This window comes from Okeanomitos corallinicola TIOX110 (assembly GCF_038050375.1).
Classification (GTDB): Bacteria; Cyanobacteriota; Cyanobacteriia; order Cyanobacteriales; family Nostocaceae; genus Okeanomitos; species Okeanomitos corallinicola.
The window spans coordinates 1775906-1800999 of record NZ_CP150886.1 but is presented as its reverse complement, the minus strand read 5'-3'; the positions used below and the strand labels follow the sequence as shown (position 1 = coordinate 1800999).

Annotated in this window: 23 protein-coding genes; 9 read left to right on the top strand and 14 right to left on the bottom strand. The window is 36.4% G+C overall.

Features of this window, described 5'->3' with window-relative positions:
* Positions 1 to 63 precede the first annotated feature (63 nt).
* From WJM97_RS07840 to WJM97_RS07820, 5 genes are all read right to left on the bottom strand, one after another.
* Positions 64 to 2211, bottom strand: a complete 2148-nt coding sequence (locus WJM97_RS07840) for a KAP family P-loop domain protein (protein WP_353932482.1) — start codon at positions 2209 to 2211, stop codon at positions 64 to 66.
* A 65-nt stretch (positions 2212 to 2276) separates the two neighbouring features.
* The gene (locus WJM97_RS07835; protein WP_353932481.1) at positions 2277 to 2732 is read right to left on the bottom strand and encodes a DUF29 domain-containing protein; all 456 of its coding nucleotides are present in this window, start codon (positions 2730 to 2732) and stop codon (positions 2277 to 2279) included.
* Positions 2733 to 2835: 103 nt separating this feature from the next.
* Positions 2836 to 3648, bottom strand: a complete 813-nt coding sequence (locus WJM97_RS07830) for a DUF2887 domain-containing protein (RefSeq protein ID WP_353932480.1) — start codon at positions 3646 to 3648, stop codon at positions 2836 to 2838.
* Positions 3649 to 3880: 232 nt separating this feature from the next.
* The gene (locus tag WJM97_RS07825) at positions 3881 to 5404 is read right to left on the bottom strand and encodes an NAD(P)H-hydrate dehydratase (protein WP_353932479.1); all 1524 of its coding nucleotides are present in this window, start codon (positions 5402 to 5404) and stop codon (positions 3881 to 3883) included.
* A 14-nt stretch (positions 5405 to 5418) separates the two neighbouring features.
* Entirely contained in the window at positions 5419 to 6225 is an 807-nt protein-coding gene (locus WJM97_RS07820) for a hypothetical protein (protein WP_353932478.1), read from the bottom strand.
* Between the two features lie 319 nt (positions 6226 to 6544).
* Between WJM97_RS07820 and mnmA the strand changes: the two genes are divergently transcribed.
* Both mnmA and WJM97_RS07810 read left to right on the top strand, forming a co-directional pair.
* On the top strand, positions 6545 to 7597 hold the full coding sequence (mnmA, locus tag WJM97_RS07815) for a tRNA 2-thiouridine(34) synthase MnmA (RefSeq protein ID WP_353932477.1): 1053 nt from the start codon (positions 6545 to 6547) through the stop codon (positions 7595 to 7597).
* A gap of 40 nt (positions 7598 to 7637) precedes the next feature.
* The gene (locus tag WJM97_RS07810) at positions 7638 to 8240 is read left to right on the top strand and encodes a Uma2 family endonuclease (RefSeq protein WP_353932476.1); all 603 of its coding nucleotides are present in this window, start codon (positions 7638 to 7640) and stop codon (positions 8238 to 8240) included.
* Between the two features lie 36 nt (positions 8241 to 8276).
* On the opposite strand, the gene WJM97_RS07805 is transcribed toward WJM97_RS07810, so the two are convergent.
* From WJM97_RS07805 to WJM97_RS07795, 3 genes are all read right to left on the bottom strand, one after another.
* Positions 8277 to 8696, bottom strand: coding sequence for a hypothetical protein (locus WJM97_RS07805; protein WP_353932475.1), 420 nt, complete (start codon positions 8694 to 8696; stop codon positions 8277 to 8279).
* Positions 8689 to 9132: a type II toxin-antitoxin system antitoxin SocA domain-containing protein gene (locus WJM97_RS07800; protein ID WP_353932474.1), complete on the bottom strand. Its 444-nt coding sequence runs from the start codon at positions 9130 to 9132 to the stop codon at positions 8689 to 8691. Before WJM97_RS07800 ends, WJM97_RS07805 begins: the two co-directional genes overlap by 8 nt.
* Before the next feature lie 414 nt (positions 9133 to 9546).
* Positions 9547 to 9993, bottom strand: a complete 447-nt coding sequence (locus tag WJM97_RS07795) for a tellurite resistance TerB family protein (protein WP_353932473.1) — start codon at positions 9991 to 9993, stop codon at positions 9547 to 9549.
* 226 nt (positions 9994 to 10219) lie between these two features.
* On the opposite strand from WJM97_RS07795, the gene sat reads away from it, so the two are divergent.
* Positions 10220 to 11401 (top strand): sulfate adenylyltransferase, encoded by a 1182-nt coding sequence (sat, locus tag WJM97_RS07790; RefSeq protein WP_353932472.1) that lies wholly within the window; start codon positions 10220 to 10222, stop codon positions 11399 to 11401.
* Positions 11402 to 11501: 100 nt separating this feature from the next.
* Positions 11502 to 13643 (top strand): caspase family protein, encoded by a 2142-nt coding sequence (locus WJM97_RS07785; RefSeq protein ID WP_353932471.1) that lies wholly within the window; start codon positions 11502 to 11504, stop codon positions 13641 to 13643.
* Positions 13644 to 13733: 90 nt separating this feature from the next.
* Here WJM97_RS07785 and WJM97_RS07780 read toward each other — a convergent pair whose 3' ends face one another.
* On the bottom strand, positions 13734 to 14606 hold the full coding sequence (locus WJM97_RS07780; protein WP_353932470.1) for an S-methyl-5'-thioadenosine phosphorylase: 873 nt from the start codon (positions 14604 to 14606) through the stop codon (positions 13734 to 13736).
* A 294-nt stretch (positions 14607 to 14900) separates the two neighbouring features.
* Between WJM97_RS07780 and WJM97_RS07775 the strand changes: the two genes are divergently transcribed.
* Entirely contained in the window at positions 14901 to 15104 is a 204-nt protein-coding gene (locus WJM97_RS07775) for a hypothetical protein (protein ID WP_353932469.1), read from the top strand.
* Between the two features lie 127 nt (positions 15105 to 15231).
* Entirely contained in the window at positions 15232 to 16212 is a 981-nt protein-coding gene (locus tag WJM97_RS07770; protein ID WP_353932468.1) for a folate-binding protein, read from the top strand.
* 28 nt (positions 16213 to 16240) lie between these two features.
* Here the strand turns inward: WJM97_RS07770 and WJM97_RS07765 are convergent, their stop codons facing one another.
* From WJM97_RS07765 to WJM97_RS07750, 4 genes are all read right to left on the bottom strand, one after another.
* Entirely contained in the window at positions 16241 to 16981 is a 741-nt protein-coding gene (locus WJM97_RS07765; protein WP_353932467.1) for a DUF5331 domain-containing protein, read from the bottom strand.
* A gap of 33 nt (positions 16982 to 17014) precedes the next feature.
* On the bottom strand, positions 17015 to 17350 hold the full coding sequence (locus WJM97_RS07760) for a (2Fe-2S) ferredoxin domain-containing protein (RefSeq protein ID WP_353932466.1): 336 nt from the start codon (positions 17348 to 17350) through the stop codon (positions 17015 to 17017).
* Positions 17344 to 18108 carry a peroxiredoxin-like family protein gene (locus WJM97_RS07755; RefSeq protein ID WP_353932465.1) on the bottom strand — a complete coding sequence of 255 codons (765 nt, stop codon included), beginning with the start codon at positions 18106 to 18108 and terminating at the stop codon, positions 17344 to 17346. Before WJM97_RS07755 ends, WJM97_RS07760 begins: the two co-directional genes overlap by 7 nt.
* Positions 18109 to 18283: 175 nt before the next feature.
* Positions 18284 to 19258, bottom strand: a complete 975-nt coding sequence (locus WJM97_RS07750; RefSeq protein WP_353932464.1) for a cysteine synthase A — start codon at positions 19256 to 19258, stop codon at positions 18284 to 18286.
* Positions 19259 to 19523: 265 nt separating this feature from the next.
* Between WJM97_RS07750 and WJM97_RS07745 the strand changes: the two genes are divergently transcribed.
* The 3 genes from WJM97_RS07745 (at position 19524) to WJM97_RS07735 (ending at position 24295) form a co-directional block, all read left to right on the top strand.
* A complete protein-coding gene (locus tag WJM97_RS07745; protein ID WP_353932463.1) occupies positions 19524 to 19829 on the top strand; it encodes a hypothetical protein in 306 nt (101 codons plus the stop codon).
* A gap of 12 nt (positions 19830 to 19841) precedes the next feature.
* Entirely contained in the window at positions 19842 to 21923 is a 2082-nt protein-coding gene (locus WJM97_RS07740; protein ID WP_353932462.1) for a dynamin family protein, read from the top strand.
* A 173-nt stretch (positions 21924 to 22096) separates the two neighbouring features.
* Entirely contained in the window at positions 22097 to 24295 is a 2199-nt protein-coding gene (locus tag WJM97_RS07735) for a dynamin family protein (protein WP_353932461.1), read from the top strand.
* Positions 24296 to 24386: 91 nt separating this feature from the next.
* Here the strand turns inward: WJM97_RS07735 and WJM97_RS07730 are convergent, their stop codons facing one another.
* Positions 24387 to 25025: a peroxiredoxin gene (locus tag WJM97_RS07730; RefSeq protein ID WP_353932460.1), complete on the bottom strand. Its 639-nt coding sequence runs from the start codon at positions 25023 to 25025 to the stop codon at positions 24387 to 24389.
* Positions 25026 to 25094: the final 69 nt, after the last annotated feature.

Here is a 25094-nt window from a genome sequence, read left to right as displayed (position 1 = left end):
CCTCCTGTTACTCTATGATAACAAATCAATGAAGTTTTAACTCATGTGCATGAAATATACTATTTAAGGAAATGGGTAATTTGGATTTTCTCCTCGTTCCCGCATTTCGTATTCTTTAATATATTGCTGTAGAGCTACTGTTTGAGTTTCCGTTAAACTTGTATCTTCTGCTAAATTCCTAACTCTTTCAATAATTTCAAATGCTTCTAAATAAGGTGATAACCACTGAGAATCTAATCTATAACCCTCTCTATTTTTAACGACATAATTTCCTAGCAATTCTACTAAATCTTGGTCTTTTTTAATAACATTTTGTACCCATTGTTTAATTTCTTCTAAACCACCTAAATCACGCCAAAAAGCTAGTATTGCTCTTAGTCTTGGCACTTTCAATAAATCATATTGTATTTTGTCTTGTTGTGCAGCCTTTCTTATCTTATCTAACGCTAGTTGCTCTAATTCTTCCAGTTGTTGTCCATTAACAAGTCTTTCTTCTTCTGGTTTACTTCTTGTAGCTTCAGACTTACCGTGCTGTTCTCTCAGAGAAACAACTTGCCAAACTATGGTAAATATTGCTTCTCCATTTTGCATTGTTTCCTGAAGAATTATCCCACGTTTCTCTTTTTCTATTCTTTCTAAAAGCTGATGAATCAAAAATTCTATTTCATATTCATTACCCATAGCAAAACTTGAGTTTATTTGATCTTCTAATCTCAGCAGATTATCACCAACTTTAAATAAAGCTTCTAAAATTGAAGGGACACAATTTAAAGGAATATCTTTTTCATCCAAATCCCTCAAACAACTCAAAAACAATTTTACTCTACTTGTACCATCAGGGCGTATTTGATTGGAAAGCTCTAATAATTTTTCAGCAAATGCCTGAGAATCATTTGCTAATGCTGATATGGCTTTCATTTCAGCATTTGATATATCACCTTCTGGTATTGCTAGACGAAAATAACGAGGGAATATTTCTCCAACACATATACGGAGTTTGTTTCTATATTTTACTAACCCCTCACTTGTTGTTATCATATTTTGTTGTCTTATAGCCTTTCTAATTCCGGGAAAAATTAGCACCATTATATTCTTTATTGATTTTCTATCTTTTTCATCAATTTGGTTAATCCAAGAATCATGAAATATTTTACGTTCTTCATCACTCATAAAACTAGAGGATGTCAGATTGAGATGATAAGGAGAAAATAATTCTGAATTATAGCGGACTATATTGTAAATAAATGGACAAAATACTCGGATAGTTTCAATCGCAATAAAATCAACAAAGTTAACTTCTCCCTTGACTGCTGGATATGTTACCATCAAGGTATTTATTAACCTCCGAATACTGCGAGGTGTAGTTATAAAATGTTCTATACCTTGCAAATAAACTTCTCGCCAATGGTCTTTTTGAAATAGCTCTTCTGGAGTATCGGCAAATATTTTCTGTAAGTCTGCCTCAAATAATCTGCGAAGTGACAATTTATCTGGAAGAGGTAACTCGAAGGGAACTTGAACTATTTTCTCAAGGTAGGCTTCACCATCTATTTTCTGTATATCTTCGAGTGCTTTGACGACAACTTCTTTGTCGAATAGCAACAGATAAATAACATTAGGAAAATTAGCGACTGCTTTTATTACTCGAAATAGTTGTCTAATCTCTTCAGCAGTCAGCCTATCAATATCATCAATAACAACCAATATTCGCTTGTTCTGATCTCTCAGTGTTTTCTCAATTTCTTCTTTTAATTTGTATATATCCTTTGGCTGTCTAAGTGTTTTTACTATTGTCGCAAATATTTTGGCTTTGGCATCAGGAATTGTAGATACTCTATCAGCTAAACTGTCTAACTGCTTTAATAAACCATTCCCCTGTGATTTCCATTTTTCACTTAAAACACCTCGCAATTGATCAAAAAAGCTTTTCGTGAGGTCTTCCTGTCCTGAAAACCACCAGGGATTAAAAGGTACAATAATCGGCTGTTCTTCTTCTGGCTTTTGTTCCAGGTAGTGAACTATAAAATTCAATAAAGTTGATTTACCTGAACCCCAAGGAGCATAAACAGCCATCACTAAACCATCTGGAGGAGACATTTTACAAATGCTGTTAGCCAGATTTTCAGCGAAGGAAGCATATCCTAATTTGTCATCTTTCGGATTAGTTAAAGGGTTATCTGCTGACAAAATATTTAAATTTTCATTTTCCACGTTAGAATTACTCCTTATATTTCTTGATTATTTATCTATATTTTATTTTTATTTGTTAATATAGCTTAATTCTTTAAAAAATAATCATTCAAAGTCTCATCTAAAGTAAAAGGAGATTCTTTAGGAAAGAAATTCAACTTAATTCCTGTTTCATCAGACGCTTTCAGACGAGCTTTTTCATAACAATCTGCAAATACTTCTGTAAGTAAAGGTTGCAAACTAGGACTATCTTCTAATAATGCTTCAATACAAATCCTTTGTTCAGTAATCGTACTGCGCCAACTTTCACTGCGTTTTTCTGGTTGATATTGCCATTTTAGTAAGTGCATCAATAACACAATTAAACGGCTTTTTAACTCCCGTTTTTCACTTCTACCCATGCTTTCAATTTCTTCAATTAAATTAGGTATATCTATTTCATTAAATCTATTTTCTTTCAACTGCTCAACAATTGCTTGTGTCCATAAATAAAAATCCTGTTCATAGAGAGTTTGAGTATTGACAAAAGATTGATTTATCATTTATGTCCCTCCTAGTTTTTGATCACTTTCATCAAATATTGATCTAAACCACACCTTTTCGGTGTGGCAATATTCAGACATCAAATAGAATAAAAAGAGTAATTTATTGCTGCTGTAACCACCCTTCCAAATCTGCTACAGTGGTAAAATCCAAAAGCACATCACATAAATTTTCAATCTGTGCTAAAGATAAACCCCGAACCTGCGACAACAACTCATCAGGAACATTACCCAAACGCCGTTTTAAAAAACGCAGAGCGATTATTTTTTCTCCCTCTTCTTTCGCTTCCCGTATAGCTTTTGGTTCTTCTAAATCTAATCCCAACATGGTTATAATCTCCTTGCGACTTAGTTTAGTAAACTTGTAAACAATAATAGTCGTGATTAAATCTATTATCGCTGCTTCCCACTGTTTCCGTGCCTCAGCTAACAAAAACTTTGCTGTTTCTATTGCTTCAGTCTCTTCCTGAATTGTCAGCAACATCAAACCTAACCCCAACGGTTGCTGCTGTACATCTCCCAACTCATCTAAATATACCCGACGAATTTGATCACCTGCTAACAAAGACCGATGAATCTTTAAATTTGATGGTTCTAAACTCCGCGAACCAAAAATGATCACCCCATACCAATCATCATAACGAATAGTATGGCGATGCAGAAACAGCGATAATTCCGAAAAGAAGCGAAAATATAAATTTTCATCTTTCTGAAACTGCACCTCTGCAAAAAACACCATTTGAGAAACCGCATTAGCTGGAGGTAAAAACACCCCATCAATTCGGAAAGCTGTTTCTTTTACTTCCACCGATTCAAATACATAACTATCTGCTTCTAGTGGTGGTTCATCTACTAATTCAAACAATAAACCGGGAAATTGTTTGAACAATTTATAAAAAATAGAATCCCGTCGCATTGTTAATGAAAATTCAACTGTATTTATTCATTATTTCTACATAATAAATGATAAATTGTTGTTTTTCAGATGATGAGCAAACTATCAATAGAATTACTATTTGATTTTTGAAAAAATTAGGTGTTGTAGGGTGTGTTAGAACGGAGTTCCTAACGCACCATGATCAAGGTTTTGGTGCGTTACGCTATCGCTAACACACCCTACATATCTGTTATTTCAAATAATTAACAAACTACATATCAACCAAAACTCTCATCAAATATTGCGTTAAAGTAAACGCATCAACACCTAATTCTGTCCTTTCTTTTGCTGCTAAAATACCCCCTTGAGAATGCCACCAAGAAGCAGCAGCTACCACATCTTCAATATTCACTTGTTTATTAACAACCCGCGCCAAAATTCCCCCCATTAAACCAGTCAACACATCACCACTACCACCACGGGCTAAAGCTGGGGTACTTTCAGGATTGATCCAAACGACACCTTCAGGGTTAGAAATAGCTATTCTTGCCCCTTTTAACAGCACTACAGCCCCCGTTTGTAATGCTGCCGTTTGTACTGCTTTTACCCTATCTTGATAATTAATATCAGGAAATAAACGATGAAATTCACCTGTATGGGGTGTAAGAATTGTTGTATTTTGGCGTTTTCTTAAAGTAGGAATAGTCCCTAATTGTGCTAAAATATTCAAACCGTCAGCATCCAAAATTAAGGGAACTTCACTATTAATTACCTGTTCCACAATTGGAGTAGCATCAGTTGTTAAACCGGGTCCACAAGCAATAGCACTAAATGAACTTAAATCAGTTTTTGGAGGTAATTGTAAATCAGAAATTGCCCCAGTTTCGGTTTCAGGACAGCCAATAATTAAAGCTTCTGGTAAATGGGAAACTAAAAGCGGTTTAATAGATTCAGGTACAGCAATTGATAACATCCCCACACCGGAAGCACGCGCACCCAAACCTGTTAAAATTGCTCCCCCTGCATAACGTTTTGAACCACAAATTAATAGTAAATGTCCAGATTTATATTTATGGGTTGTGGGGGGAAGAGGTAAAGATAAGGTATTAAATACTGTTGTTTTAGTAATGCGTTTAATTTTGGGAACTTCACCTAAAATTACATGAATATCAGCTAAGGGAATATCAAAATCAATTAATTCCGCTTTACCAATATACTCTAATGCTTGTTCTTGTAATAAACCCTGTTTCCATAAACCTAAACAAAAGGTATGAGTAGCGCGAATTGCAGTACCTAAAACTTCCCCTGTATCTGTGTGTAAACCCGAAGGTAAATCAATACTAAAAATCTGACAATTCCAATCATTAAAATGGTTAATTGTAGCAGCAATATTTCCGGTAATTTCTCTTTCTAAACCAAACCCAAATAACCCATCAATTAAAAAATCACAACTTGGTAATTCTGCAAGTTCTTGATAACAAGGAATACCCAAACTTTGAGCATATTGTAAATGTTGAGAAGTTAATTCTTTGAGTTTAGGAAAAGGTTGATAAATCCAAACTTGATAACCTTGAAAATGCAACTCTCGCGCTACAACTAAAGCATCACCTCCATTGTGTCCGGGACCAACTAAAATTCCGATAGTTCTATCTTTGGGAATAATAGATTTTAACCTGTTGCTAATTAAACCTGCTACCTTTTCCATCAAAGCAGCAACCGGCATTCCCCCAGCAAATATTCGCCCTTCAATGTCACGCATTTGGGCAGATGTAACTACTATTTGTTCTTTAATCATTAGTTATTATTCACCTATTTTCCATAATAAACTCTGGCATTACCATAACCTAAACTTTTTAAATAATCATTCCATTGTTCAGCATCTGAACGTTCTCGAAAAGCACCTACAGCTATATGAGTTCCTCTGGGCTGATTTCTGGGAAAAACATTAGCATTACCACCTATTTTTTGTTGTATTTCTTGTCCCAGAAAATTCAAATTATTTAAGCTAGTGGGAATAACCACATAGTAATAATTAGCTTGTTTTTGAACAATATTAGGACTAGGATTATTGCTATTAAATGAACTACTGTTAGGATTTTTATAAAAATAATTATAATCAGGCATTACTCGATCAGAGTAATAAGACATTTGACCTGAATTAGAAGAGCCAAAAATACCAGCGCCAGTGATACCATTTAACTCCAATTCTTTGACCCTGCGTTGAGCATTGTCTGGTCTAGTAAATACACCTGATTGAATAATTTTCTTACCATTAACTTCTCGAATATAAGCAGTGCTTTCAATTTGTTTAACTCTTTGCAAAAGTCCTCTATTATCACTATCAATATAGACAATATATTTATCAAAATTTTGTTGATTTTGATTTATTTGTGTAGTTGGGTTAGTTTGATATATCTGGTTATTTGTGTCAAAATCTACAATTTGAGTAGGTTGTGGTTGCAACTGTTGTAATGTTTGTTGATAAGGATCAATCTGATAGAGATTAGGTAATGTTTGTTGTGCTTGACTAGAGTGGGGAATTAGCACCAAGCATCCACCTAAGAACAAGGAAAGTATGGGTAAATTAGAAATTCGCTGTTTGATTAAATTAGGCATATTTTTTAACTCAGTGTTATGCAAGTCTTCTTTTAGGACAACACGGCATTAATAAACATTTAAAATACTTGAAAAGCATGATTTACAAGTATTTTGAATTTTGACTTGTGAATTTAGTCATGCCGTATTTTCATTGTAATCAGCTAAGGGAAAATTACGGAGATGGGTGAAACCCCAAATAGCAGAAAATTTAATGAGACTTGAGTCAAGCTTAACGCATATCGCACTTGTGCTACAATTGGAAAGTATTTTGCTTTGTACTGAAATCAAAAGCCTTTACTAAAAAAATCAGTAGCAAGCACTTTTACAAGTGTGAATTATGAAAAAAGTTGTTGTTGGTCTTTCTGGTGGCGTTGACAGTTCTGTAGCTGCCGCTATTTTACACAATCAGGGCTATGATGTCATAGGTTTGACCCTTTGGTTAATGAAAGGTAAGGGTCAATGCTGCTCTGAAGGAATGATTGACGCAGCAAGTATATGTGAACAATTAGGCGTTCCCCATGAAGTTGTGGATATGCGGGATGTCTTTCAAGCCAATATTGTTGATTATTTAGTCTCTGGTTATAGTGTGGGAATTACGCCATTACCTTGTTCCCAATGTAACAAAACTGTGAAGTTTGCGCCAATGGTGGAATATGCACGGGAAACATTAGGTAGCGATCGCATTGCTACCGGTCATTACGCCAGAATTACTTACGATGAAACCAGCGGACGTTATCAATTATTACGCGCCGTTGACCGTAACAAAGATCAATCTTACTTTTTATATGATTTGTCTCAAGATATACTAGGTTCTTCAATTTTTCCCCTGGGAGAATTAAATAAAAGTGATACTCGCAGAATAGCTACAGAATACGGTCTAACCACCGCAGATAAACCAGAAAGTCAAGATTTATGCTTAGTTGAAAGTAACGGTTCGATGCGGGCATTTTTAGATAAATATTTAGCACCCAAACCCGGTGATATTGTGGATACCACTGGTAAGGTTTTGGGTCAACATGATGGTGTCCATCATTACACCATTGGTCAGAGAAAAGGTTTAGGAATTGCGGCCGCTGAACCTTTGTATGTAATTGAATTGGATGCAGTTAATAATAAAGTAGTTGTAGGCGATCGCACCAAAGGAACAGAATCAGAATGTACAGTCAATAGAGTTAATTGGGTTTCTATTGCTGAACCTGCAACTCCCATTCGTGCAGAGGTGCAAATTCGCTATCGTTCAAAACCTGTACCTGTGACGGTGATACCTTTGGAAAGCGACCGTGTGCGGTTAGTTTTTGAGGAACCCCAATTCAGTATTACCCCAGGACAAGCAGCGGTTTGGTATCAAGGGGATAAGGTATTAGGTGGGGGAATTATTGAGCAGTTTTAGTTAATTCCCAAGATTTACCTAATCGTGAGGAAAAATAATCATGGTACAATCACCCCCAAAACTGATCACAGTCAATGAATTTATTACTCAGTACGGTGACAGCGACAATTATGAACTCATTGATGGGGAATTAATCAAAATGGAACCAACAGGACCCCATGAACAAGTATCATCTTTAATTGGGAGAAAACTGAATGTAGAAATTGATCGTCAGGACTTACCATATTTTATTCCCCATCGCTGTTTAATCAAACTATTGGGAACAGAAACAGCATTTCGTCCCGATGTTATTGTGTTAGACCACACACAACTAATTAATGAACCATTATGGCAACAAGAACCTGTAATTACGTTAGGAAAATCCATTAAACTAATTGCAGAAGTTGTGAGTACAAATTGGCAAAATGACTACGCTCGTAAAATAGAAGATTATGCTTTATTAGGTGTACCGGAATATTGGATTATAGATTATTTAGGCATCGGTGGGAGAGAATATATTGGTAGACCTAAACAGCCAACTATTACAATTTGTAAGCTTGTGGGGGATGAATATCAAAAGCAATTGTTTCAAAATAATAAAAAACTCGTGTCTTCCATGTTCCCTCACTTGCAATTAACAGCAAAGCAAGTATTTATAGTGTAATTGTTATATAGAAAATTTACTATCTACAAACAGCAATTAACCATGATCGTAAAGAGTACAATTTCTATCTAACCAAATAACATAAAATATAGCACCATCTCTATAGCCTACCATTGGTTTCATCCCAGAAAAGCGAAAAGCAATAAAATTTACATCTTCTGTAATTAACTTGGGAATTGGTGCTTTGATAGCATTCCTAGAAATTTTCTCATAACCCAGTTTGTGTCTACCTTGTGAGTGTATTTCATTCCATGTTAATTTACTCAGTCTATGCAATTTTAAAGCAAATGCAACCTGATCATCTTGCTTACACTTAGTTAAACAATATTCGCCCTCTAGGTAACGTAGAGAAAATACAGGTGGAGCTTTTTCTGGAGAAATTTCTCGTTGATCATTTGGAGTTGTTAGCTTATTACCCCTATCTTTTTGGGGTTGTTTAATTTTTTTCTTACTCATCTTCATCTAAAAGCTGAGTTTTAAAATATTTTTTCAGACATTCATGAGTAATAACACCACTTACATCTGTGTCTTTCCAAGGTTCTTCATTATGGGTCATATTCCGCAATTTCCAAGCTGAAAATTGACCATATACGCTATAAACTTCATCTAGTAAATCAACAGTTTTTTCATCGTATATCGAAAAATCAATATCTTCAGGAATGGGAATTGCATTAGAACCGAAGTTTTTATATTCATGATAAACTTCCGGTACAACTGGCCCATGAATCCAAGCTTCAACAAGCTCAGGAAACAAAGGTTCGTTATACAGTGCTAAATGAAAACCTTGTGCGTAGTACAGTAATTTCTGTAGTTTCAGATTAGAAATTAAATCCCCAGCATCTTCATCTGCTCGAGATAGAAAATACTTTGCAACATCATGACAATTAAGCATATTTTTTTCCTGCCATTTTGATAATTCCAACAACTCTTCTTAGTAATAAAAAGTATCTTACATTTCTTCCTTCGAGCGAGTAATATTTATAGTATTGAAATACTATTGTACTATATAATATTGATTAAAACAACAGTTCAGGCAAATAAATTATAAACACATCAAATCTGAATAGAGTAACTACATGAAAGTATTGTTGGGAAGTTAATACACTCCCCTTTATTATACAAGTTTAAAGATTAAATGTCCAACAACTTACAGCAAGTATAATTTTTTTATCTTACATTCTAGGTTCCCCTGTTTAAATCTTTATGTGTTTATACGTGAAACAAAAAATATTGATAATTCATAATTCATAATCCCAATTAATGAATTATTAAACCCTCTTAATTACGAATTACGAATTACGAATTATTATCCCTTATTTTTAATCAACATCACATCAATAATTTTAATCGCCGTTTCTTCGGGAACTTCCAAAACCCGACACAAATCATTTAAAAGTTTTTCTTCCTCTTCCGTCACTTCCCCATCAGCTAAAACAATATCCGTAGCCACAGCAAAAGCCGTTTCTGTGAGATCATGGGGTAAAGCAGTAGTCGCAGCATTAAACAAAGCATCCAAACCTTCCCGCTGCATAATACTCAAAAGTTTATCAAACATCTTCCGCATCACATCGCCAGGATAGCTTCTGAATAATTGCATCCTGCCCAAAATTGTACTCAGTGCTTGCGCTTCCGTATCGCTAATATAACCATCAGACGCAACCGCAATTAAGGCTATAGCTGCAAACGCTTCCGCCGGTCCGAGTGTAGTCGAAGCCTTTTTACGACTACCCGCAATTCTATCAAACAAACCCATGCTTTTTGTTCCTTACAAATATGAATGTATGAGCCTGTTTATCAATTTAACAGCTACCAATCAGGATGTGCGATAAATTACAGTATTTAAAGTTTTGTACCCCATCACCCCAATTCCGACCGGCAATTAGCAAAATTTTTTAAAAATCCGTAGCACAAAGTACCGACAATTTGATAACTTAGTACATAGTTTGCAACAATATTTATAAAATACGGAAGGAATCACGTTGAGTTACCAAGATGCCATCGCCCCCCACGGCGGAGAGTTAATTAACCGAATTGCTTCATCAGCACAAAAAGAATTATTTCTTTCCAAAGCCGAATATCTGCCATGTGTCACACTGGATGAGCGAGCCGTTTCCGACTTAGAAATGATTGCCATTGGTGGTTTTAGCCCCCTGACTGGTTTCATGAACCAAGCAGACTATGATCGTGTGGTAGTAGAAATGCGACTGGCTAACGGCACTGTCTGGTCAATCCCCATTACCCTATCTGTCACAGAAGAAATCGCCGCACCCTTAGAAATAGGTAGTTTAGTCCGTTTGGATAACCCCAAAGGAGAATTTATTGGGGTTTTAGAACTGAGCGAAAAATACACCTACGATAAAAAACGCGAAGCTATCAATGTATATCGCACAGACGAAGCCAAACACCCTGGAGTACAGGTAGTATACAATCAGGGTTCTGTGAATTTGGCTGGGGATATTTGGTTACTACAACGTGATTCCCATCCCCAGTTTCCCAAATACCAAATAGATCCCGCCGCCTCCCGACAAATGTTTAGAGAAAAAGGCTGGAAAACAATAGTTGGTTTCCAAACCCGTAACCCCATCCACCGCGCCCACGAATATATTCAAAAGTGCGCCTTGGAAACAGTTGATGGTCTATTTTTACACCCATTAGTAGGGGCAACCAAACAAGACGATATCCCCGCAGATGTAAGAATGCGTTGCTATGAAATACTCATGGAACACTACTATCCTTTAGATAGGATAATTTTGGCCATTAACCCAGCAGCCATGCGTTACGCAGGTCCCAGAGAAGCCATTTTCCATGCTTTAGTGCGTAAAAACTACGGCTGTACTCATTTTATCGTCGGTAGAGATCACGCTGGTGTAGGTGACTACTACGGTACTTATGACGCTCAATATATCTTTGATGAATTTGAGCCAGGAGAAATGGGCATTGTGCCAATGAAATTTGAACACGCGTTTTATTGCACACGCACCAAACAAATGGCCACAACTAAAACCAGTCCTAGCAAACCAGAGGAACGGGTTCACCTCTCAGGAACAAAAGTTAGAGAAATGTTACGTCGTGGAGAATTACCACCACCAGAATTTTCTCGTCCTGAAGTAGCGGCAGAATTAGCCAGGGCAATGTCCATCCCTCAACCAACTTCAGTTTAAAGCAGTTAAAAAACTAGCAAAAAGTGTAATTTCAAACTTTACTCTCCAGCCCTCAGCCCTTTAAGCTGTAAGCTAATGGACTGATGGCTGATAGCTAACTATGAAACGGCGTGCGTTTTTAGAACGAATTGGCTCGATACTGGCATTGTTGGGTTTAACTCAAGCTGAGTGGTTAACTTTGGGAAACCGCTACCACCAAGCTTTAGCAACACCTAACTCTCGCAAATTGGCTTTGTTGGTGGGTATTAATGAATATCCACAAAGCTCTGGTTTAAGCGGTTGCTTAACAGATGTGGAATTGCAAACAGAACTGTTAATAAACCGCTTTGGCTTTGCAAATTCAGACATTCTCACCCTCACAGACGAACAAGCCAGTCGAGAATTTATTGAGGCTGCTATTTTAGATCATTTGGGTAAACAAGCAAAAGCCGATGATGTGGTAATTTTCCACTTTAGCGGCTACGGCACTCGTGTGAAAACGGGAAATTTACCAGAGACTGTAGAAAATGCCTTGATTCCCGTTGATAAAGATACATACAATGGTATAGTTGTCAACTATTTATTAGAAGAAACTCTTTTACAATTATTGCGATCGCTGCCCACGGCAAAAGTAGCAGCGGTTTTAGATACAAGTTACAATGTTAGAACAACACCACAGCCATCAGGTTTGCGATTTCGTTCTCGTCCGGAATCACTGACGGCAAAATTAACAGTTAAAGAATTGGAGTTTCTGAACAACCTCCAAACCGAAAACACAGCCATTAATAATTCAAATTTAATGGTGTTAAAAGCAACTTCCAACCCAGAACAACCAGCGGGGGAAATGTTATTCTCTGGTTTCACAGCAGGTTTGTTTACCTATGCCTTAACTCAATATCTATGGGAAACTACACCAGCAACAACCATCCAAGTTTTATTTTCCCACGTTAGTAGTTCCATGTACAAACTGGGTGGTGAGCAGCAACCAGGATTATTAACAGAAAAGAAAAATCCCCAAAGTAGTTTAGTAACTGATATTTTTCCCCTAGAACGTAGTCATGCTCAAGCAGTAATTAGAGCTAAGGACGAGGAAAGTAAAACAGCCCAGTTATGGTTAGGAGGACTACCCCCCCACGTTTGCCAATATTATGGTGTAGGTTCAAGACTGACTACACTAAGTGGAGAACAGTTAATTGTTAAGTCACGGACTGGTTTAAGAGCAAAAGCCCAAATATTAAACCAAAACCCTAACCAACCTCTGCAAATTGGGCAACTGGTACAAGAAAATGTCCGAGTTCTGCCACGAAATATTAATTTAACAGTTGCTTTAGGTGGAGGACTAGAAAGAATTGAGCGTGTAGACGCTACCAGCGCCTTTGCTGCTATTACCAGAAAGGTAAATATCGCTGCCCCAGAACAGGGTGCTGATTATATTTTTGGTAAACTCCAAAGCACACCTAGCCGCTATAGTATTTTTTCAATTGGTGGCGAACCAATATTGAATACTGCTGGTGAAGTGGGAGAAGCGGTGAAAGTTGCAGTGCAAAGATTAACGCCTAAGTTTTCCACACTGTTAGCAGCAAAGTTATGGCGACTGACAGAAAATGAAGGTTCTTCTCGCTTGGCTGTAAAAGCTAGTTTGGAGATAGTTAATAAAATTTCATCCCGTCTAGTCATGCAGCGCCAAACAAAGGGTAGTGTGAGTGGGGAAACTATAGCTAACAAAGTAATTGCTACCCCAGGAACATCTGTTCCCACCGTTCCTGTCGGTAGTAGGATGCAGTACCGGGTAGAAAACTTGAGCGATCGCCCCATCTATTTAATGCTGGTAGGATTAAATAATAATAGAAGTGCCGTAGCATTTTATCCTTGGCAAATTCCTTCAGAAGAGGATAACCCCAACAGCAAACCCCGTTTAGAAGAAGTTGTCATTACTCCAGGACAAACTTTAAAATTCCCGGAAAATGACAATACTTTTGGTTGGTTGTTGTCAACAAGGGCATTTTTTGCTGAACATCAACTAATTATTTCCGCAGCCCCTTTTACTCAAACCTTGACAGCTTTGCGAAGTGTTAAGTATCCCACCGCTGATCAACAGCCCATTAGTCCTTTAGTTAATGATTTAGAAGTTGCCCAAGCTTTACTACAAGACTTACATAATGCGAGTAAAGTGAAAGTAGATACAAATGGAACTACTAACGAATCCTATGTATTAGATGTGAATAATTGGGCAAGTCTAAATTTTAGTTTCCAGGTAGTTTAAGGGTATTGGGTGATTGGTAATTGGTAACAATCTTTTCTTCTCCTACCTCTCCATCACCCCATCACCCCTGACTCCTACTTTACAAAAATTTTACAAATATTTCTCCAACAATAACCGTAATTTCTCCTTGGTTGCTGCCGGTGCATTTGCCAAATTCGTTAAAATTGCGTACTGTAGAGCGGAATGGGCATCACTGCTGGGAGGATTTTTACTTAATCTCTTCACCGTTTCTTGAATTACTTTTTGAGCGTTTACCCCATTGCGTTGTAAATTGCCAATCACCATTTCTACAGTCACACTATCATGGTCAGGATGCCAGCAATCATAATCCGTTACTAATGCTAAAGTTGCATAGGCGATTTCTGCTTCTCTAGCTAACTTTGCTTCTGGTAAATTGGTCATGCCGATGATTTTAGCGCCCCAACTTCTGTAAAGATTTGATTCAGCTTTGGTAGAAAAAGCTGGCCCTTCCATGCAAACATAAGTACCATCACGGTGGAGAGTTACATCTGATAAATTTAAGTCTGCAATAACATCTGTCAAAACTGCTGCTAAATTTTGGCAAATGGGATCACCAAAAGCTATATGGGCAACAATTCCCTCCCCAAAAAATGTAGAAATCCGGTTTTTGGTTCTATCAATAAATTGATCAGGAACTACCATATCCAAGGGTTTTACCTCTGCTTGTAAAGAACCAACTGCACTGGCAGAAATCAAATATTTTACACCTAATTGCTTCATGGCGTAAATATTGGCACGGAATGGTAACTCAGAAGGTAGCATCGTATGATTACGACCATGACGCGCTAAAAAAGCTACTTTTATGCCATCTAAATTTCCTAAAATAATAGCGTCAGATGGTGAGCCAAAGGGGGTTTTGACCTCTAATTCTTCCACCTCTTTGAGAGCTTCCATTTTGTATAGACCACTACCGCCAATAATGCCAATTTCTGCTACTGCCATTTTATTAAACTTGGTATTTTGTGCATTTCTAAGTTATTCTACCGAAAACATGAAAGTAAAATACAGCAGAATTCAGGAGTCAGGAGTCAGGAGTGAAACTAGCTTGGTGTCTAGGTTTCAATTTTGATTTTGTACCTGATTGATCTGCAATCTGCTGTATTTAAAGTAAATATTCAGATAGAAATTATGCTGATATATCAGTTTCCGTAAAGCTACGATTGGAAACTTTATCAAATTTTGATAATTTACAGTTAGTTAGCAACAGAAATATATAACTAACTGTGAGGGATAAATATGCAACTTACTGCCAAACCAGATCCAAGCAACATAGAAGCTATATTGGAACGCATATTTGCTAACCGTCGAATTACACGCCAAGACCAAAACATCATGATGTCTAATCTGATGAGGCAAGAAGGTCTGAGCGAAAAAAACATTATGCAAATTAATCAGGTTTTTGATGCTCTCAAAAGAGGAATAATTAAGGTTGTTGATTAACCAAAAAAATAGTCCTCCCCGAATTCTACCCGAAACCTAGCATGAGTTAGTAGTAAGAAGGTATCCCTATTTGTTAAGATTTTTGAGACAAAAACAAAATATGAAAATAGGGAAATTTTTTATAACTATGACAGCATCCATAATTAATCATCAAGATAGAGAAGCTATTCATGCAGTGACAAAAGGGGTTGTTGTTTGCGATCGCTCTCATTGGGGTAGAATCAGAATTGGTGATGATGATCGGCTACGTTTTTTACATAACCAAAGCACCAATGATTTTCAAAGTCTCAAACCCGGTGAAGGTTGTGATACTGTGATGGTGACATCCACAGCTAGAACTATAGATTTAGCAACAGGATACGTTCTTGATGATGCCGTGTTGCTATTAGTTTCACCCCATCGGCGAGAATTTTTGATGCAGTGGTTAGATCGTTATATATTTTTTGCCGACAAGGTAACATTAACAGATGTGACTGATGAAACTGCAACTTTGAGCATCATCGGATCAGCAAGCGACGCTATTATAGAGAAGCTAGGGGCTGGTGCGCTCATTGGCAAACCTCAAGGCAGTAATATTTTCATAAATCAGACAATTTTTGCGGTGGGTAGCGGTTTAACTAACCCTGGATATACTTTAATTTTCCCCGTCACGGAAAAACCAAAGCTTTGGCAACAGATATTAAATTACGGTGCAGTAGAATTAAGCGACCGCGCTTGGGAGACATTGCGAATATTACAAGGTCGTCCCGTACCAGATGCAGAATTGACCGATGATTATAACCCCTTAGAAGTTGGGTTATGGCAAACTGTATCCTTTGATAAAGGTTGTTATATTGGTCAAGAAACCATTGCTAGGTTAAACACTTATAAAGGCGTAAAACAATACCTGTGGGGAATTCGTCTCAATAGTCCCGCAGAACCAGGAACAGTCATTACCATCCAAGAAGAAAAAATCGGTAAACTCACCAGTTATACCGAAACTCCCGATGGTCATTTTGGGCTAGGTTATATTCGTTCTAAAGCTGGTGGAGTGGGTTTAAAAGTGCAAGTAGGAATAAGTGAAGGGGAAGTTGTTTCCCTCCCCTTTGTATCTCACGAATATCCGTAATTAGTCATTAGTTATTAGTCATTGGTCATTAGTTCTTAGTGATTGGGTGATTATTCTTCCCTTGTCTGTCATGTATAACCTGTTCACTGTTTACACCTGGGCAAAATTCGTCCATCCAAGCGGGTAAACTACGGGCATTAGTAGTTGAGGAAATATAGGAAATTTCCTTGACTGGAATGCCCGTATATTGGTATTTGAAGTTAAATTCAGAGATTGAGACGGAAGCAGGTACGGGTTTAGTTGCAGTGGGTACAGGTGCAGTAATGGTTGGCGATCGCCCCAGTTGTAAGTGCTTATTTTCCCTAACAGTTTCTGCTTTTAACAAACTAGAATGATCATTTGCTGATTTATTGATGGCAACCACAGAAACAGATTGACATTTTTGTTCAACATCTGAAACTATTCTAAGTAGTACCGGTTTATTTTGTTGTCCAACTCCAAAAACCTGGACAGAAGGCTTACTAAAAATCTGATTTTTAGCAGAAGAATTTTTTAACCGTAATAAACGTAACTCTTCATCAGGATTAAAATTCAGACCTAAAGCTGCAACTATTTGATCAGGATTATTATTTAATTCCAGCAGAAACGGGAGTATTTGTTTTAAACGTGGTTCTAAAACAGATAAAGTTGCCAAAATATAACCAGATGAAGGTCTTCTGACACGATCATAAGATCGCCAAATCTGCATTTTGTCCAGCCAAGAAATATTTTCTTCGCAATAATTCAACCACTTTAGTTTTAAAGCTTGGCGTAGCTGCTTAATGTCCATCCGATGCCTCACTTCAGTGAACAAGGTGCAGTTTTAGGAGATTTTTTCATCAGCATTATCTCTAAGCATGAAACGATGATAAAGCATCTGTTTGACTATTTGACCACTTAATAAATGTTTTTCAACCAGTATTGGTACTTCTTGAGCTAAAACGCGAGAATACCAAACCATACCTGGTAATACTAGCACCATTGGGCCGTTACCACACTGTCCTAAGCAACCACTAGCTGTAACTTTCACATTGGGAACTGGTAAAGCCTGAAAAGCAGCTAAAACTGCTTCTGCACCTTGTTTTCTACAACTACGATGTTGACACACCTGTACACATTTGCTAGATTCTACTTGATCTTCAGTGGTGAGATTTAACATAAAAAAGATAGAGGTTGACTCATATTAGCAGCAAAACCTAAAATTCCTGGATCTCGATGTTCATAAAGTAACTCACCTTGATGATCAAACAAAAAAGTACCGCCTCGCTGGGTTATGTGGGCAGAATCGGGTACATAGGTTGACCAATTTTTGAGAACTTCTACCATATTTCTGAGTCTCAGAGTTGCTAATTCAAAAGGTCTTTGAAAACCATGACCACCAGCTAATTTAAAAAATGAGCCTTTAAAAGCGGGTAAGGGAGTACCTTTGATAATTTCTTCATCTGCGAAAAGTTGGGGTGCGTTTTTATCTCCTTTATATCCCCGAAACACTTCTTTTAATGTCCCAGGACTGCCAATTCCTGCACACATTAATAGTAAGTTAAACCATGCTTTTTGAGATGGGGAAAGTCCAGGAATTGCAACTTTTAAACCTGAATAAAGATTCAGCTTTTGATGTAATTCTCCATCAGGATCAACAAATAAATTTTCTGGAGGAAACCCTGTATATGCACAGAATTTATTGCCTGAATCAAGATGACCAATTCCTACTGCACGAATGGCAATTTTTTGATTTGCTAAATTTTTAGCTTCCCGTTGTAACCACCAGGCATATTCAAGACTATCAAAATCTCCCAGTTGTGGTAAAACTAAAACTAGGATTTTTGCCGCACTTTCACAATTTTCTAACAAGGTTTTGGTAGTGCGATCGCTAACACATTGCAGTTTGGTTTCAGAAAGAATATTGTAGGGATTCATAAGGAAAAAATAACGTTTGCGTAGCGTGTCCAAGAAATATTGTAAAGGAGACTGAGAATTTATATTCAACTCTAGGACTCCTATTGGACATCTCCAGAAATTAAATATGCGTTTTTAAAAACCCTTTTAGAGACGTTCCATGGAACGTCCCTACATTCATATACTGGAACAAATCCTAACTCACAACCAAGCCTTTACTAGCCAACCATTCCTGGTTAAAAATACGAGATTGATAGCGAGAACCATTGTCACAAAGAATAGTAACAATAGTATGTCCGGGGCCTAATTGTTTTGCTAAAGCTACGGCAGCACCGACATTAATTCCCGTTGAACCACCCATCAGTAAACCATCTTGATGTAATAGTTGATAAACAACTCGTAATGCTTCTTGATCATCAATTTGAATGGCATCATCAATGGGTGCGCCTTCCATGTTAGCTGTAATTCTACTATTACCAATCCCTTCTGTAATAGAATTACCAGAAATTTTAATTTCTCCGGTTTTCACATAGCTATATAACCCGCTACCCATAGGATCAGCAATTACACATTTAACGGCTGGGTTTTTTTCTTTTAAACACATTGCTACACCTGCATAAGTTCCACCTGTACCAGTTGCAGCTACCCAACCATCTATTTTACCTCCCGTCTGTCTCCAAATTTCCTCTCCGGTGGTTTCGTAATGAGCGCGACGGTTAGCTAAATTATCAAATTGATTTGCCCAAATTGCGTTTTCTATCTCGGTGGCGACTCTACCAGATAATTTAACGTAATTATTTGGATCTTTGTAGGGTACAGCGGGAACTGGACGAACTTCTGCACCCAAGGTAGTTAGCGCATCTATTTTTTCTTGGGATTGGGTATTGGGAATAATAATCAGGCATTTATAACCTTTAGCATTGCAGATATGTGCCAGTCCAATACCTGTGTTACCAGCAGTCCCTTCCACTACTGTGCCACCGGGTTTGAGTAAACCCTGTTTTTCTGCGTCTTCAATGATGTAAAGTGCTGCACGATCTTTAATAGAACCACCAGGATTGAGAAATTCTGCTTTGGCTAAGATTTCACAACCTGTTTGTTCACTAAAACTGTTTAAGCGAATTAAGGGCGTGTTGCCAATTGTACCAACGAATCCTTGTTTTATATCCATATCTAAATTTACCTGTGTTCTACTCTCTCAAATTTTGCCGTACAGGTGAATATATTCACAATCTTTTACATTCTTCCCGTTGAGAAATTTACTCACAATTTCCGAAAAGTAGAGAAAAAATATTGAATTTGACAGAGTGTAGCAATATCAACTCTTTAGCAATCATTTGCTGAAAAATTTAACTCTACAACTATGTTTTTCAAGTATTTGCTATGATTAGTGTAAGTTAAAATACAACATAGAAGACAACATGAGGTAGACAAAAATGACATCACAAGATGAACATAATAGAGAAATGCAGCGTAGAGTTGAAAAACGTCTGCGAGAAATGGAAAATATGATGAATATTGAAGAAACACCTTTTTATGAAACTCAAAAGCATCAACCAGAAAAGAACCAAAAATCTTGGATGAGGAAAGTTATTTTAGGTGCAAAACTTTTTGGTCTTTTAGTTGTCACCATTGTGGCAGTTCGTGTGGCTACATTCATAGCTGGATTTGTAATTTTTGGGGCATTAGCTTTTTTAGTTTATAAACTTTTTCTAGAATCTAAATTTAAAAACATTAAATAGAGTGTAATTACAATGAATTATCAAGTTGATACTGATAAATTTATCAGTGATTTAGAGCGAGTTGCTCAAGCAAAGTCAGAAATTGCTGCTTGTTTAAGTAAAATTGCAGCCACTATTAATCAAGCGGAATTAGCAGGAAATAATTCTTCAGGGAAATTGAGTTTATCCAGGGATATTGAAGATATAAACTTAGCGAGTCAAAACCTCCGTCAAGGGGTATTTAGACTTTTGGTTTTAGGTGATATGAAACGGGGGAAAAGCACATTTTTAAATGCGTTGATAGGAGAAAATATATTACCTAGTGATGTAAATCCCTGTACGGCAGTATTAACCATGTTGCGGTATGGCTCAGAAAAACAAGTTACCATTCATTTTAATGATGGTAAAGATCCACAAAAGTTAGATTTTCAAAGCTTTAAAAAAGAATATACAATTGATCCAGCAGAGGCTAAAAAATTAGAACAGGAGAAAAAGGAAGCTTTTCCTAATGTTGATTATGCAGTGGTTGAATATCCCTTAACTTTGTTAGAGAAAGGCATTGAAATTGTTGATAGTCCCGGATTAAATGATACAGAAGCACGTAATGAATTATCCTTAGGTTATCTGAATAATTGTCATGCCATTTTGTTTGTGATGCGTGCTTCTCAACCTTGTACTTTAGGGGAAAGAAGATACTTAGAGAACTATATTAAAGGTCGGGGATTATCAGTTTTCTTCTTGATAAATGCTTGGGATCAAGTGAAAGAATCATTAATTGATCCTGATGATTTGGAAGACTTAGCAGCAGCAGAAGATAGATTAAGACAGGTATTTAAGGCAAATTTAGGAGAATATTGTTACTTAGATGGACAGGATATTTATGATGAGCGTGTGTTTGAAATTTCTTCAATTCAAGCATTAAGACGTAGGTTAAAAAATCCCCAAGCTGATTTAAGTAAAACTGGTTTTCCTGAGTTTATGGGAGCTTTAAATACCTTTTTAACTAGGGAAAGAGCGATCGCTGAATTACGTCAAGTGAGAACTTTAGCCAGACAAACTATCAACCATACCCGCGAAGCTATTGAGAGACGCATTCCCCTACTTGATCAAGACGTAGCAGAATTAAAAGAACGGATTGATTCAGTCGAACCAGAATTTAATAAACTCAACAACATCCGTGATCAATTCCAAAAAGAAATTCTTAGCACTAGAGATACTCAAGCACGGCAAATATCTGAATCTTTTCGGAGTTATGTTTTAGATTTGGGTAATACCTTTGAGAATGATTTCTTACGCTATCAACCAGATTTGAATATGTTGGATTTTCTCAGAAGCGGGAAAAGAGAAGAATTCAATGAAGCATTACAAAAAGCCTTTGAAGAATACATCACAGATAAATTTTCAGCCTGGACTTTAACCGCAGAGAAAGAAATTAATAGTGCATTTAGAGAATTATCTCTTTCTGCTGCTCAATATGGTGCTTCTTATAGCAAAGTCACCAATCAAATTACCGAAAAACTAACAGGTAAAAAAGTCAAAGTTAACGCCAACAGTAGCACAGAAAATGATAACTCACCGACCTGGGCAAAATGGGCTATGGGTTTATTATCTTTATCAAAAGGGAATTTAGCTGGTGTAGCTTTAGCTGGGGCTGGGTTTGATTGGAAAAACATTCTGTTAAACTATTTTACTGTCATTGGTATTGGTGGAATCATGACAGCAGTAACAGGTATTTTTCTCGGACCTATTGGCTTTGCATTGTTAGGTTTAGGTGTAGGGATTTTACAAGCTGATCAAGCTAGAAAAGAATTAGTAAAAACTGCCAAAAAAGAGTTAATTAAATATCTTCCACAACTTGCCCATGAACAATCACAAACTGTTTATGATGCAGTTAAAGAATGTTTTAATGCTTACGAAAGAGAAGTTACTTTCAGAATTAATGATGATATCAATTCACGTAAATCTGAATTAGATAATCTTCTCCAACAAAAAGAAAACCAAGAAATTAATCGAGAAACAGAATTTAAGCGGTTTCAAACTTTACAGGATAACATCATTGAGGAAATGCAAAAAATCGAATCTACATACAGTAATTTATTAGCTGATTATGGTTAACAAGTAGTTGCATATCATGTCTTCATTTCTCGTTCCTAGTCTCAGACTAGGAATGTTAAATAGAGGCTCTGCTTCTACTCTAGTTGAATAAGGGTAAAACCTTATACATTCATTTTCATACAAAGTGTGGGAATGAAGAATTGAGAAATAATTAGAAATTAAATCAAAAAAATATGCACCAAAAACCAGATTATATTCAACTAACTAATTCTCTTAAATCAGCTTGTCAGTCATTAGACTTAGATCAAGAATCCACATTATATAAAAATATCATTGCTGTTAGTAATTATTTAGCTAATCCTAATTTCCAGATTGCGGTATTTGCTCCCTTTAATTACGGTAAATCAACTTTGTTAAATGCAATGTTGGGAAATCGCACTTTACCTATTGATTTAATCCCTACTACTGGTGCTGCAATTACTGTTAAATATGGTGCTACTCTGCGAACGAGAATTATATTATCAGATGGAACAGAAATATACCGTGATGGTACAAATATTTTAGAAAAGTTTGCTGTGTTAGATCGCAACAGACAGATGCAGAAAAATGTAGTATCTGTTGAAGTTTTTTGTCCTCATCCATTCTTAGAAAAGAATGTAGAATTAATTGATTTACCAGGAACTAATGACAGAGAAGCACAAGATAATTTAGTCCAAGATAAGTTATTAGGTGCAGATTTAGTCATTCAAGTATTAGATGCTCGCAAATTAATGACTTTAGGTGAGAGAGAAAATTTACGGGATTGGTTATTAGAAAGGGAAATTAAAACTGTTATTTTTGTCGCCAATTTTTTAAATTTACTCACACCGGAAGAACAAAAACAAGTTTATCATCGTTTATTATTTGTGGCTGAAAGTTTCCGTGCTGATTTACCTCCAGGGTTTAGTAATTTATATCGAGTTGATGCTTTACCTGCTTTACGTGCTAGATTAAAAGGTGATATTGCTCTTACTAACAGTAGTGGTTTATCTGCTTTTGAAACATCTTTACAGCATATAGTGGGAATATTACAGCAAGATTGTGGTGGAGTCCGTTTACCAAGGGTAGAAGCAATAACTTCTCAAATTCAATCTTTATTAGCTGATAAAATTGGTAAAATTAGTCATGAAATTAAAACATTTGATGAAAATAAAACGTCTAAAATAGCAATTAAGGAAAAAGCTAAAAATATTATTTTTCAAGGTTTTAAAAGCAGTATTTATGAATTAAAAGAATGCTTGAAATTACCTAATCTTTTAGCTAAATATCAATCTGATCTTGCAGTTGTATTAGCAGGAAATGATTTACAATCTTGGCAAATTGGTACTTTAAAACAAGATTTGACAGAATTACAGTTATCTGTGATGGGATGGTTATATCAAGCTTACGATTTTTTCCAAGAAGAAAGACCAGAAGATTTAACAATTCCTTTTCCTGATGCACCTAAGTTAAATTTACCACCCAAACCCAATCACACTAATAGTCATGATTTAAGAGAAACAGGTTCAATCGCTGTAGGTGGTGGTGTGGGATGGTTGTTAGGTGGACCTGTGGGTGCTGCTGTGATGGGGAGTATTTCCTATTTATTAAATAAAAATATCCAAAATAATGAACAACAATCTAAAGATGTTTATCATCAACAAGTAGCGAATATTTGTATAGCTGCGGCTGAAAAATATTTATCTGATTTGAGTGTGCAAGGTTTATATATTTTGACTAAATATGAACACAAAGCCAGTAAAGTAATTAATTTTCAGCCTGATCAAGAACCACTGGAAATTAGGAAAAAACGAGAGATTTTAAGAAATTCACAAAATGCTTTTAATCAATTCATAATAGAGTTGGGAAAAGTCAATATCAAAACTAAATATCCACCCTATCAACAAAATCTAGAAACTGCTAAATCTGCAAATATTCAAGCATCACCACCAGGAAATAGTACCGAATCTACACATACAGAAATTAAAACAGAAAGGAAGGTAGAAGCACAAGCAAAAGCAGATATTAATACTAATTATAATCCTCAAAAAAAAGTAGAAATTCCCTTTCAAAAAGGTTCTAAAAATCCACCTAAACCTGTCAATGTAGAAGCAAAGTTTCGTGCTTGGGAAATTGATGAGGAAATAGCACAGATGAAAGCTAATATGAATTCTGCAAGTACACAACAACAAAGTAAAACTCAAGTTGATAAAAATAGAATTACCCGTGCTTATCAAATTTTAGGTTTAGAACCTACTGTTTCTTTTGCAGAGGTGAAACAAACGTATAAAACATTAGTAAAAAAATGGCATCCTGATTTATTTGTTAATCAACCACAGATGCAAAAACAGGTACAAGAAAAGATACGATTAGTGAATGCAGCTTATAATATTTTAGAGGCTTATTATCAATGAACTCTAACTTTAATGTTTTTATATCAATAAAAAATGGTAGGTTACTCTATTGTTAACCCACCATATCAATGAATATTAATGTGACTGAAAATTATTTGTTAGGTTGGGGAGTCATCCGCAAATAAGGTTTAATTTCTTTGTAACCTTTGGGGAATTTCTCTTTCAGCACTGCGGGATCTTTTAAGGATGGAACAATGACGCAGTCTTCACCATCTTTCCAGTCTGCTGGAGTAGCTACACTATGGTTATCCGTTAACTGTAAAGAGTCAATTACTCGTAATAATTCATCAAAATTACGTCCAGTGCTGGGGGGGTAAGTGAAAGAAAGACGCAGTTTCTTGCTAGGATCAATCACAAATACGGAACGCACTGTAATATTTGCAGCTGCGTTAGGGTGAATCATATCATAAAGGTCAGAAACCTTTTTGTCTGCATCTGCCAAAATGGGGTAGTTGAGTTTGGTGTTTTGGGTTTCTTCGATATCTCCCACCCAACCATTATGAGAGTCTACATCATCAACACTCAGAGCGATCGCTTTTACGTTACGTTTGTCAAATTCAGGTTTTAACTTCGCAACTGTTCCTAATTCTGTTGTGCAAACAGGTGTAAAGTCAGCAGGGTGAGAAAATAATACTACCCAGCTATCACCTGCCCATTCGTAAAAGTTGATGTCGCCGTGTGTAGAGGCTTGTGTAAAATTAGGTACTGTATCACCAAGACGTAATCCCATGTTAGATTCCCTGTAATTAGAAAAGATGTTTATTTTACTGTGCCATCATGACATAAATCAACTGTTATC